9 protein-coding genes are annotated in these 12602 nt (G+C 56.3%); all 9 read left to right on the top strand.

Annotated features, from left to right (window positions below):
• Positions 1 to 205: 205 nt before the first annotated feature.
• The 9 genes from SK3146_RS16020 (at position 206) to SK3146_RS15980 (ending at position 12479) form a co-directional block, all read left to right on the top strand.
• Positions 206 to 889, top strand: coding sequence for a hypothetical protein (locus tag SK3146_RS16020; RefSeq protein WP_249865956.1), 684 nt, complete (start codon positions 206 to 208; stop codon positions 887 to 889).
• An 87-nt stretch (positions 890 to 976) separates the two neighbouring features.
• Positions 977 to 2287 (top strand): serine hydrolase domain-containing protein, encoded by a 1311-nt coding sequence (locus SK3146_RS16015; protein ID WP_249865955.1) that lies wholly within the window; start codon positions 977 to 979, stop codon positions 2285 to 2287.
• A 74-nt stretch (positions 2288 to 2361) separates the two neighbouring features.
• The gene (gene bcp, locus SK3146_RS16010) at positions 2362 to 2832 is read left to right on the top strand and encodes a thioredoxin-dependent thiol peroxidase (protein WP_249865954.1); all 471 of its coding nucleotides are present in this window, start codon (positions 2362 to 2364) and stop codon (positions 2830 to 2832) included.
• A gap of 198 nt (positions 2833 to 3030) precedes the next feature.
• The gene (locus SK3146_RS16005) at positions 3031 to 4425 is read left to right on the top strand and encodes a polysaccharide deacetylase family protein (RefSeq protein ID WP_249865953.1); all 1395 of its coding nucleotides are present in this window, start codon (positions 3031 to 3033) and stop codon (positions 4423 to 4425) included.
• Positions 4426 to 4495: 70 nt separating this feature from the next.
• Positions 4496 to 6715: a helix-turn-helix domain-containing protein gene (locus SK3146_RS16000; protein WP_249865952.1), complete on the top strand. Its 2220-nt coding sequence runs from the start codon at positions 4496 to 4498 to the stop codon at positions 6713 to 6715.
• 306 nt (positions 6716 to 7021) lie between these two features.
• Complete coding sequence (locus SK3146_RS15995) at positions 7022 to 8659, top strand: extracellular solute-binding protein (protein ID WP_249865951.1); 1638 nt, start codon at positions 7022 to 7024, stop codon at positions 8657 to 8659.
• A 78-nt stretch (positions 8660 to 8737) separates the two neighbouring features.
• The gene (locus SK3146_RS15990; RefSeq protein ID WP_249865950.1) at positions 8738 to 10048 is read left to right on the top strand and encodes an ABC transporter substrate-binding protein; all 1311 of its coding nucleotides are present in this window, start codon (positions 8738 to 8740) and stop codon (positions 10046 to 10048) included.
• 20 nt (positions 10049 to 10068) lie between these two features.
• Entirely contained in the window at positions 10069 to 11052 is a 984-nt protein-coding gene (locus SK3146_RS15985) for a glycoside hydrolase family 95 protein (protein ID WP_249865949.1), read from the top strand.
• Positions 11049 to 12479 carry a glycosyl hydrolase family 95 catalytic domain-containing protein gene (locus SK3146_RS15980; RefSeq protein WP_249865948.1) on the top strand — a complete coding sequence of 477 codons (1431 nt, stop codon included), beginning with the start codon at positions 11049 to 11051 and terminating at the stop codon, positions 12477 to 12479. The genes SK3146_RS15985 and SK3146_RS15980 overlap by 4 nt, the downstream gene beginning before the upstream one ends.
• Positions 12480 to 12602: the final 123 nt, after the last annotated feature.

Raw genomic sequence — 12602 nt, 5'->3', positions numbered from 1 at the left:
TTATAACCAGATAATGGAACGAAGGCAACAGAAATTTGCCCGCCGCACAGACGTAAAAATTTTAAGCCAATTTTAAGCTAACATTTAGTCTGCGCTCATGTTCGCGTAAAAATTTATTCATAATTGGCGCCTATACTTTGACTTGTAGAAGGGAGCGGCGCTCCCGCAAAAATAGGAATTATTAACGGATAAGGTGGAGAGAGCCATGAAATCTGTCAAACAAAAAATGATGGCTGGAACGGTAGCGGCGGCTTTATTGATCGGAGGCTTCGGCGGGGTGCTTACGCATTCCGCGTATGCGGACGATGACGACGGCGATGCGGCGATTACAACTGCGGTGAATACTTCGATTCCGTTGTCGAAACGGGTTGATTTGGGGCTGGATCAGCTGGTGATCAAAGCTTCGGGAATTCTCGACATGGACTACGAAGATTTGCAGGACGCGCTGCAAAGCGGCAAGTCGCTGGCCAGCGTGTCTATCGATCAAGGGATGCCAAGCGATGCGCTGGCTACCAAGCTGATCGGCGATACGCAGAGGATTATTGACGAAGCGCTCGGCGCCAACCAGATTACGCAGGACGAGGCGAATACATTGTCTCAAAAAGCGAGAGAGCAGATTGAGAATCGGATCAATAAAACCGGCTATCAAGATAAGGCAAAAACGACCGGGGAAGCCAAGAAACACCTGTTGCAATTTCAATATAAACCCCAAGCCGAATCGCTGGCCAAGCTGCTGGGGATAACTAAAAGCGAGCTGAAGAAGGAGCTAGAAGGCGGCAAGAGCTTGTCCGATATCGCCGCGGAAAAAGGAATAAACGACGAGCAGTTGACCTCCAAGCTGCAAGAGGATATGGCTTCTTCGATCCAGGACTTCATTCATCATAAATAATCGTACGAACAAGGCACAGCCGCCCATGAATAAGGGGTGGCTATGCTGCGCTTCGAAGCGGGAAACTATATTGGAGGAGGAAGAACGATGACTAAAAGAAAAAAGAAAAAATCAGTTCAAGCTTCCGCGCTTAAAATTCAAGCCGTTGGGGGAGAAAGCCTGCTGCGCAACGGTCCTCTGATGATGAAAACTCTTCAAGCGGTGACGCCCGGCAGTACAACTGCGCAGACGGCGGTGATGATGGAGGAACGGGCGGCCGGAACGGTTCTGGAATATTCCGACTCCCGAATGGTCCGGTCATTGTCTCGGATTAATCCCCCCGATTATTGGCCTACGGAAGGCTGGCGAACCGCTTCTCCCGAAGAACGCGGTATGGATTCCGCAGTCATTGCGGACCTGGTCGATCAGCTCAAGCATCATAACGTCCACAGCTTCGTGCTGATCCGCGACGGGTATCTGGTCGCCGAAGGCTACAATAAGGATTGGGATGCGGGGAAGCTGCATCCGATGTTTTCCGTCACCAAGAGCTTTACTTCGGCTCTCGTCGGTATGGCGCTGGAGCAGAATGTCATTCGGGATTTGAATCAACCGATGAAAGATTTCATCCCGGAGATCGTCGGCGACTCCCGCAAAGCGAGGATCAAGGTCAGCGAGTTGCTGTCGATGATTTCAGGGATCGATTGGGACAATACCGGCGAACGCTCCTCTCTGGAAATGACGGAAGCCCCGAACTGGGGGGAATATATATGGAGCCGCCCTATGGCTCACGAGCCGGGCACCGCGTTCAAATACAGCAACGGCGACGCGCATTTGTTATCGATATTGACGCAGCGGGCTTTCGGCTTTCCGCTTAGCGCATTCGCCAAACTCAATTTATTCGACCCGCTCGGCATCACAAGCGTGATCTGGAACCAGGACCCGCAAGGACACTTAATCGGCTCTTGGGGATTGAAGCTGACGCCTCGCGATATGGCCAAGCTCGGATTCCTATATTTGCACAGAGGCCGCTGGGAAAATTATCAGCTGCTGCGGCCGGAGTGGGTCGAGGAATCGGTTCAGCTGCAGGGGACGCAGTTGTACGACGACGGCACGGAGGGCGGGTTCGGCTATTTGTGGTGGCTGAAGCCGATCGTCAGCGAGACGAACCGTACGTGGCATCGCCAAGCGTTTTATGCCGCGGGCTCGGGGGGACAGCGGATTTTTGTCGTACCGGATCTGAACCTGGTGATGGCGATGACCGCAAACAATGAGCATGACGATATTATGCCTGAGCGGATGATGGTGAAAGCGGCGCTTGCGGTCAAGGCGGACCGTCCGCTGTCTGTCAATGAAATAGGCGCAGCAAGATTGAGATCGTCGCTGCAAGCTTTCAAAGCCGTCTCGGACAAAGCGGAATAGCCGGTTTGTACAATCGCCCATTTAGCGGTATACTCGTTCGTAACATCTACTGCTAAAGGAGAGGCGTGCGACTTATGACTACCCAAGTTGGCCAACAAGCGCCGGATTTCGAGCTTCCCGCCTCCGGCGGGCATCCGGTTCACTTATCCGATTTGCGCGGCAAATACGTCATTATTTATTTTTATCCCAAGGACATGACCCCGGCTTGTACGACGGAAGCCTGCGATTTCCGCGATCGTGCCGATCTGTTCAAGGCGTCGAACGCCGTGATTGTCGGAATCAGCGTCGATCCTGTCAAGCGGCATGTCAAATTCATTGAGAAGTACGGCTTGCCGTTCATGCTTCTGGCCGATGAGGACCACCAGGCTGCGGAACGATATGGCGTTTGGCAGCTGAAAACGTTGTACGGCAAACAATATATGGGCGTGGAACGTTCGACCTTTCTCGTTGACCCGGAAGGAATCCTGCTGAAGGAATGGCGCAAGGTACGGGTCAAAGACCATGCCGAGGACGTTCTGCGGTATTTGCAGGAGCTGCTTAAGTAGAGCGGACGAAGCTGCAAAAGCCGGTTTCTTGCGAACCAGTTTCATGCACAATGTCGATGATCCGAGAGCAGTTTCGGTCCTTGGGACCGGACCTGCTCTTTTTTTTGCCGGAGCGGCGTGGTTGAAGGCATAGGATCAAGCTTTCTCCCATATAATCTAGTAAGTCGGCAATTAATAGATTATGCGGAGGGATCCTTCATGTTCAACTTGTTCCGGGCCCAGCTTATGAAGCGGGTGGGCGTATGTATGGCCCTGATTTTGACATTCTCTTGGCTTTCCATTCCGGGTCCCTTGGCAGGCGCGCAGGCCGCTGCAGGCGAAAGCGCCGCGGACGCGCATACGACCTATAACGAGCTGAAATCGGGGCAGAGGCTTTGGAAAGATAAGCAGTACAAAGCCCCCGAGCAGCCGACCGTGTATTTAACCTTTGACGACGGGCCGAGCCCGCTGACGGCCAAGGTGCTCGATATCCTGAAGGAAGAGGATGTCAAGGCGACGTTTTTTGTGCTGGGCGAGCAAGTGAAATCCCATCCGGAGCTCGTGCGGCGGGCGCTGGAGGAAGGCCATGCGATCGGTAATCATACGTATAATCATGTGTATAAAGAGCTTTATTCCGGGGCGCAAACGTTCTGGGATCAGCTGCAGCAGACGGAGGATATTATAGCCGACGCGGCGGGGATCAGGCCCAGGCTCATCCGGGCGCCCGGAGGGACCTTCGGCAATTTCGATGCCTTCTATTTCTATTATCTCGACCAAGCGGGCTACGAAGTTTACGATTGGAATATCGACAGCGGCGACTCGGCAAGGCCGGGGGTGCCTGCGAGCGAAATTATACAGACGGTCAAGAAGGGGCCGTTCAAGAATGAAACAGTAGTGCTTATGCATGACGGAACCGGTCACGATCAGAGTGTGAAGGCGCTGCCTGAGGTGATCCGGCTGTTTAAGGAGAAGGGCTACGCTTTCGCCTCGTTGACTACTGAAGTGCAGCCGATTCATTTCTCCAGCGGTAAAATCAAATGGTCGCGCTCGCTCACGGAAGTCGGGCATGAGCAGCTGCTGGCCGAGGCGGGAGAGCATATGCGCGGGCTTGAAGCGGCAGGGCTAACGAAGACGGCATCTGCGGCGGGCGAGGAGGAAGGAGCTTCGCTCGCTATCGTACCGAAGGGAGCGGGCAAGGCCAAAGACGAGCCGCTGCTGCCTCTTGAGCTGCGCCTTGGGGAGCGGCAGCTGCAGCTTGACGCGGAGCAGTACAGAATGGTCCACGGTTTAGAAGAGGTGCCACTGAGGCCGCTGATCGAGGCGATGGGCGGGCAGATTCATTGGGACGGTAGCGAGCGAACGGCGGTCGTCCGGTACGGCGGCTATGCGGCGGAATACGACTTCTCCCGGCATGAGCTGCGTCTCCGGGCGGGAGGCAGCCTGACTGCCGTGCATTTGCCGCAAATGGAGCTGATCGATGGAACCGTTTACGTTCCTTTGCAGGCAACGCTGCTATCGCTCGGCTGCCGTATTGCCGATAGCTCTGAGGAGAACGGACATATGCTGGTTCGGGCATCGATGAGCGGCGGGTTTGTCGTCAGTCCTCTCTACTAAATAAACCTCAGCGCGCGCGGGGATTTGCGCTATAATAGTGCAAGATGATAGTCTTCGCCCGGAGGAAAGCATGAAAAAACATTGGTTTAAACGAATGCTGTTGTCTTATTTGCCGGTTTTTTTCTTCATTGCGCTGGCCCTCATTGCGCTGTCGGCGATTTCGGCAAGCGAGCTGTCCAAGAAAGAGGCGGTCCGCGCCAACGGCGTGTTCGCGGAGCACGTTATGCAGATGATCGATCACACGATGAGAACGATCGACCAGCAAATGATCAAGGAAGTGCAGACGAACGAGCAGATCAGCCAGTTTTTTGCCCAGTATTACACTGGCAACCCTGCGATGACGCTCTACGATGTCTCGTATAAGCTAAGAGAGCTCATGATTAATACGCCGATGATCGATTCGATCTATTTGGTTCGTTCCTCCGATCAGATCGTGCTTAGCAATAATCTGATGGCTTCGGTGGGCGAGTTCGGGGACCGGGATTTCATTCGGCAGGCTCTCGGGCAAGGCGGTTCCTACAAATGGACCGATGTGAGAAGCTACAAGGAATTCGACGATCAGAGACAGCCGGCAGCGGTGGTCACGCTGGTCAAGAACGTGCCGCTGCTGGGAGGCCGGCAGGGCATTATCGCGATCAATGTACAGACGGCGGCCATTCAAAATCTCGTTAAAGATATGACCGATTCCGACGTTAATTTTATTCGTCTGACCGACCGCGGAGGCCAGCCGATACTGGACAGCAAAGCAGACGGCGAGGTATTGTCCGACGTGACCTCGGACTATACCGGATGGCGCGTTCAAAGCGGGCTGCTGCGCGATAATCTTCCGCTATTCGTTTTCTCCTACTCATCGGTATGGCTCGCGCTGAACCTCTTGATGGTCGTCATCGGCATCGTCTGGATCGTTTATGTGACGCGCCGCAACTATCAGCCGATCGAGTCGATTTTAGCCCGCATCGACGCTTACGCCGCACAAAGAAGCAGCGCGCTTTCCGGCGCGTCCGGGCAGGATGAGTTCCGTTTCATCGAAACGGCGCTGGACGATTTGGTCGAACGGACGATGACGTTCCAGAAGCAGCGCGAGGAAGACCTTATTTTTCGCAAACGGAGCTTTTTTAACGAAGTGATCGAAGGGAGCAGGCCGATTGCGCGGGAAGAGTTCGAGGAAGAGATGCGGCTGTACGGACTGCGGGAGCATGTGGAGCGGACCGTCATGGCTGTCGTCGAAATCGACAAATACGCGGATTTCGCATCGCGTTACAATACGAGGGACCAGTACCTGCTTAAGTTCGCATTAAGCAGCGTCGTGAACGAGATCGCCCAGAACGAGGGCGCAGCCGTCTGGATGGAATGGACCTCAAGCCAGCGGCTCAGCGTGCTGGCCCATTTGCCGGAGACGGAGAAGACGACGGAACGCGCCTTGCGGCTGTTCGATAAAGTGAGACAGTGGGGAAGCCAGCATCTCGATTTTACCGTAACGGTCGGCATCGGAGAAGCGGCGGCGTCTTTGGCGGAGGTTCCAGGCTCGTATGAAGAGGCGCTGGAGGCTTTGAAATACAAGTCCGCGCTCGGCGGCGACCGGATCATCGAGCACAGGGAGATCGCCTCCAAATCGCAGGGAGAGGTCTACGAGCATCTGCATGTCATGCGCTCGCTCGGCCAGAAATACCGGCTCGGGGACCGGGACTGGGAGCTGGAGCTGGAGGAGCTGTTCCGCGATCTGGCGGACGGCTTGTTCGCAAGCGACGATATTGCCGCGACGCTCCATTACTTGATCTACCATATGCAGCGGGAGATTACGGAGCTTCCCGGGGAACTCCAGACGGTTTGGAACGAAGAGGCGCTTCCGCGGCTGAACGGGGCATTGGAGCGCCTCGATACGATCCTCGATCTGGAGCGGGAAATGACTGTGATTCTGAAGGAAGGCTTTCGCCGGATGGAGGAGCTGCGGAACGCCCGCAGCCAGCATCCGCTGATGCTGCGGGTCAAGCAATATATTAACGAGCAGTATGCCAATCCGGATTTATCGCTAACGCATCTTAGCGGAGAGTTCGATCTGAATCCGAAGTATGTCAGCCAAATGTTCAAGGAAGAGTTCGGGGTCAACTTCCTGGACTATTTGGCGGACGTCCGCATTATGCAGGCGAAGAAGCTGCTTATGGAGACGAGCGAATCCGTCCAGGAGGTCGGCGAGAAGTCCGGGTATCCGAACGTCAGGTCGTTTATGCGCGTGTTCAAGAAGCTGACCGGGCTTACGCCCGGAGAGTACCGTAAGAAGGAGGCCGGGTAAGTCCCGGCTCCCTGTATATAGGGCCGTCCGGCGCCGCCGGGCGGCCTGTTTGCCGCTGCGCTTCGGATATTGGAACGGTGGCGTAAAAAGCGGCGGCAGGCCGGAAAAACGCGCCGTTACCGGCTGAAATGGAAAACGGTGACCTCGCGGAATATTGTCCATTGTCAGCGGAGAAGCTCATGGGCTACATTGGACTCACCGCATGTGAAGCATAAGGGAGGCAAAGCCATGAAGCGTTCCAGTCGGCCCCTGTGCGTCTCGGCGCGGGAGGAGGCCTGCGGCCGTCCGGCTTTGGGGGAGTGCTAGATGATGAAAAGAAAAAGAAACAGGCTGACGAACAGGATGCGCCTTGGCGCCGCGGCCGTTCTTGCGGTATCGGCGTTGCTTGCAGGCTGCTCAGGCTCCGATCAGGAAGGGCGGGCGGGCCGGAACGCGGGCGGGCAAAAGCCGGAAATCAGCGCGACGGTGTACGACCGCGGACTGGTTCCGCAGGAAGAGGGGACGATCGAGCAAAACCGCTGGACCGAATGGATCGATCGGAACGGTCCGGTTCATGTGAAGTTTACGCCCATTCCCCGCAATGACGCGACGGCCAAATTGACGGCCTTATTCGCTTCCGGCACCGCGCCCGAGCTGATCTTCGATTATTCCAACGTGCTGCGCGGGCAGCTGTACACGCAGAAGCAAATGATGCCGGTCGACGATATGATCGCCAAATACAGCACGACGTACAAGCAGCTTCTGGAGAAATACCCGGTGCTCAGGACGGCGGCGTCGATGCCGGACGGCAAGATGTACGGGTTCGGCGTGATCAACGGGCTGCAGGCGAACCATGCGCTCTTCATCCGCGCGGATTGGCTGAACAAGCTGAACCTGGAGACGCCCAAGACGACGGAGGAGCTGTACCAGGTGATGAAAGCCTTCACCGAGCAGGACCCCGACGGCAATCGCCAAAAGGACACGTACGGTACCTCGCTCGCCTATATTACGAACCAGATCGTGAACGCGATGTTCCAGAATGTGAAATGGGTCGTGGAGGACGGCAAGCTGATTCACGACTGGGAGCGGGCCAAAGCGGCTGCGGCGTTTAAGAAGCGTTTGTACGACGAAGGGCTGGTGGATCCGGATTATTTGACCGACAGGAGCGGCCAGAAGGCGCAGCAGGACTGGGTGAACGGGAAAATCGGCATGTGGGGCGGACAAATAACCGGCGCCGCATGGCTGCAAATTTACGAATCGCTGAAGAAGAACAATCCTTCGGCCGAGGTGATCGTCATACCGCTGCCCCGCAGCCCGTACGGCCAATTCAGCCCGACGATCCAGAACCCGGTGCAAATTACGGCCATCGTGAACAGCCAAGCCAAAAACCCGGAAGCGATTATGAAATATATCGATTTCATCTCCTCCGATGAGGCGGGCAAAACGCTGAAATACGGAATCGAAGGCACGCATTATAAGCAAGGGCCGAACGGCTGTCCGATCTTCATCGACAAGGAGAAGGAGAAGCAGCTGTCTTATGCGGGCGATTACCGGATGCTGTTCTCCCCGGCGCTGGAGGGCAAATGCGGCAGATATGAGGAGACGCTGAATCTGGACCATCCGCAGGAAAAAGAATTTTATACGATGATGAAGCAGGCGGGCGAGTACTACTTGTCGCCGGAGCGGCCGATCGCCGATATTACGCACGGGGAGCATATGCCGATTGCGCCGGACGATATTCAGCTCATCGATACGAGCGTCAAGAAGCCGATCGACGACATCTGGATCAAGGCGATCGTCAGCGGAGCGGCGTACACGCCGGATCAGGCCTTGGCCGAGGCGAAGAGCCTATGGGAGAGAGCGGGCGGCAAGCAGGTCGACGACTGGTATGCCAAATGGTACAGCGAGAACAAGGATAAGGCGCTGCTGCGGGATCAATTGTATCAATTCAAGCGGCCGGAATAAGCCGGCTTAAGCGGCGGCAGGGCGCGGCAGCCGCGCCCCTTCTTGCCCATCAATTTGACGATCAAAGGGGATAGGCGAATGAAAAAGAAAAATACGAAGTTCATCTTACTGACAGCTGTGACGATGCTCGCGGCGCTGGCTCCAGGCTGCTCTGGACAAAGCGCAGAGAAGCCGGGAGAGGCGGCGCCGGCGGCGAAAATCAATACGGACCCGGTGACGCTTACGTTTTACGGCAATATGTCCGAGGAATTGTTCCAAAAGCTGGTCGTCGCCCCGGTTAAACTAAAATATCCGAATATCGATCTGACGCTCGTCCCGATGACCAACAAAATCGAGGATTTAATTGCCTCCGGCGAGGTGCCGGATATTCTCGGCGATAATATATCGGCCATTGCGAAATATGAGAATCTGGATTTGCTGGAGGATTTGACGCCGTATGTGAAAGCGTTTAACCTTGACTTGAGCGCCGTTGACCCCGTAGTGGTCGATACGGTCCGCAAAAATTCCGGGGAAGGCAAGCTGTACGCGCTGCCGGTATCCGCCAATGTCGTCACCCTATATTACAACAAAGATATATTCGACCGGTTCGGCGTGCCGTATCCGCAGGACGGAATGACCTGGGATCAAGTCTATGAGGTCGCCAAAAAAGTAACGAGAACCGACGGAGGCGTCGCTTACCGCGGGTACGACTTCCAGGATTTGTTCCAAATTCAATACAATCAGCTCTCGGTTCCCGTCATCGACGAGAAGACGAACAAAGCGATCGTGAACAATGCCGAATGGAAAAAGCTGTTCGAGAACTGGGCCCGTTTCTACACGATCACGGGCAACGAGGTGGACGCGAACGGCTACGGCAAGGGACTAAATGCTTTCTCCAAGGACAAGACGCTGGCGATGTACTCGACAAGCTCGTTTTTCTCCTCGATGCCCGAGGCGGTCAAGAACGGCTTGAACTATGACGTGGTCAGCCTGCCGAGCTTTCCCGAAGCGCCCAATACGGGAGTTCAAGTCGAAGGGGGCGCGCGGATGATAACGACCACCTCCAAGCATAAGGACCAGGCGTTCATGGCGCTGAGCGCGATGCTGACGCCGGAGGCTCAGAAGGTCATTGCGCGCAACGGCAACGCTTCGGTGCTGACCGATACGTCGATCAACCAGGATTTCGGGCTCGACATTGAAGTGTTAAAGGGCAAAAACCGCGAAGCGTTCATTAAAAACAAAAACGCCAAGCCGTTTCCGTCCATTACCAAATACGACGGGGCCGCCTTTACGATCATGCGCCAGCAGTTTAAAAAAGTGGCGACAGGGCAAGAGGATGTCAACACGGCGCTGCGTGAAGCCGAAGAGCTGATCAACAAGGCGATTGAAGATCAAAACAAGCAGCAGTAGCGAACCTGACAGAGAGGAAGATGAATATGCGACCGCTGGACAAAGTGACTTTCGGACATAAACATAAGCTTAGCTTGAAGTACCCCTCATCCTGGTGGGGGGCCAAATGGCGCGAGGCGCTGCCTTCCGGCAACGGGAAGATCGGCGCCGCCGTCTACGGCGGCGTGTACGAGGAGACGATTTTGCTGACGCATGAGGAGCTGTGGCGCGGCAGCCAGACGCCGGAGCTGCCGGATGTCAGCGACAAGCTGCCCGAAGTGCGAGCCTTGCTGCTCGCCGGCGACGCTCCGAAGGCTAACCGCATTATGGCGGACGCGCTGGAGGAGCGGGGCTACAAGCCGAAGATGGCGTGGCCGCTGCCCCTGGCCGATTTCAAGGTCATCATGCCTTCTCCGCACGGCTTTAAAGCTTATGGGCGAGAGCTGAACATGGAGACGGGAGAAGTGACGGTGTCCTGGCGCGACGGAGCGACCCGCTATGAGCGCGCGTTGTTCGTATCGCGTCCGGACGACTGGATCGTCTATGAAATCCGCGCGGACGGCCCGGACCCGATTCATGCGCAGCTGTACATGGAGCTGCACGATCCGAAGGACATCCGCCGGGCGGCTACGCTGCCCGAGAAGGCCGAGCTGCGCAGCGAAGGCGAGTACTTGTTCTACGCCGCCGAGAATGACGATCGGTCCGACTTCGGCGCCGTGGCGAGAGTCATCCCGCTAGGGGGGACGATCGAGTCGGATAACGGCAGGCTGAAGGTCGACGGGGCGCGAAGCGTGCTGGTGATGGTGCAGCCGTTCGTCCGGGACGAGCGCGCCGCCGCATGGGAGCGGGGACGCCGAGCCTTGGCGCAGGCGACCCCAAGCTACGCCGAGCTGCTCGGGCCTCATGCGCGGGAGCACGGACGGCTGTTCGGCGCCGTGACGATGGAGCTCGGGCGGAGAGTTACGAGCGCTCCAACGAGGAGCTGCTGCTGGACGCCTATCAGGGAGAAGCGTCGCTGGAGATGACGGAGAAGATGTGGGCCTACGGCAGATACCTGCTCGTCTCCAGCTCCCGCGACGGCGGCCAGCCATGCCATCTGTACGGACTATGGTGCGGCGAATACGAGGGCATGTGGGCGTTCAACATGTCCAACGAAAATATCCAGATGATCTATTGGCAGGCGCTGTCCGGCAATATGCCGGAGCTGCTGCTGGCGATGTTCGACTACTTCGACCGGCTGATCGGCGATTTTCGGACGAATGCGAAGCGGCTGTACGGCTGCCGGGGAATTTATATTCCGGCCCCGACGTCCCCGGATTCCGGGCTGCTGAAGCATAAGGCCCCTCATATTATCCATTGGACCGGAGCGGCGGGCTGGATTGCCCAGCATTATTACGATTACTACTTATACACGGGCGACATGCAATTTTTAAGGGAGCGTGCGCTGCCTTTTCTTAGAGAAACCGCGCTGTTTTATGAAGACTTCTTTATATTGGACGACAACGGGTATTACGTCAGCTGCCCTTCCAATTCGCCGGAGAACGCTCCGGGCAACTATATTCCCGGCCCCGGCCAGAAGCCGCTTACCGAAACGGCCGTCAACTCGACGATGGATTTCGCGATTGCCAAGGAAGTGTTGACGCATTTGGTGGAGGGCGCGGAGCTTGCGGACGTATATTCGGATGAAATCGGCAAATGGAAGGAGATGCTGAAGCGGATTCCGCCGTACCGGATCAATGAAGACGGAGCGGTAAGCGAATGGATGCACCCGGATTATAAGGATAACTACCATCACCGGCATCAATCGCATATTTACCCGGTATTCCCCGGCACAGAGGTGACTCGGGAGAACGATCCCGAGCTGTTCGAAGCATTCGTCACCGCAGCCAAAAAACGGCTGGTGATCGGACTCAAGGAGCAGACCGGCTGGTCGCTCGCCCATATGTCCAATCATTACGCACGCATGGGAGAAGGGGATTTGGCTCTGGAATGTCTGGATTTATTGAGCCGCACCTGCGTCATCAACAATTTCTACACGTTCCATAACGATTGGCGCAGCATGGGCATCGGCGTCGACGCCCACTGGGCTCCGTTCCAGATCGATGCCAACATGGGCTGGAGCGCCGCCGTGCAGGAGATGCTGCTGTTCTCCCTGAACGGAACGATCCGCATTCTTCCGGCGCTCCCGTCCAAATGGAGAAAAGGCAAGGCCGGCCCTCTGCTCGCCCGCGGAGCGGTCGAGGTGCGTATCGAGTGGGATCAGGACGCCGGTACCGTCCTGGCGGAGCTCTTGTCCTTGCACCGCTCTCAGAGCGTCAGCCTGCAGTTTGCGAGGCCGATTGAAGCCGCCGAAGGCGGGACGGCGGAAGGAAATTATATCCGCGGCGTGCAGCTGGAAGCGGGAGTGCCCGTACGGCTGAAGGTGACGCTGGCGCATCAAACGACTGCATAAGCTCCGCGTACGGAAGGGAATAAGCAGGGACACAAGGTAAAAGCCTCAGCGGAGGTTTTTACCTTGTTTTATGTCGATAAAGAACGTATCGCAGCACGGTTTATGTCGCCAGAACGAAGTCTC

This window comes from Paenibacillus konkukensis, from assembly GCF_023523925.1.
Taxonomy (GTDB): Bacteria; Bacillota; Bacilli; order Paenibacillales; family NBRC-103111; genus Paenibacillus_S; species Paenibacillus_S doosanensis.
The sequence above is the reverse complement of the archived record's forward strand: the minus strand, read 5'-3'. Positions and strand labels throughout refer to the sequence as shown.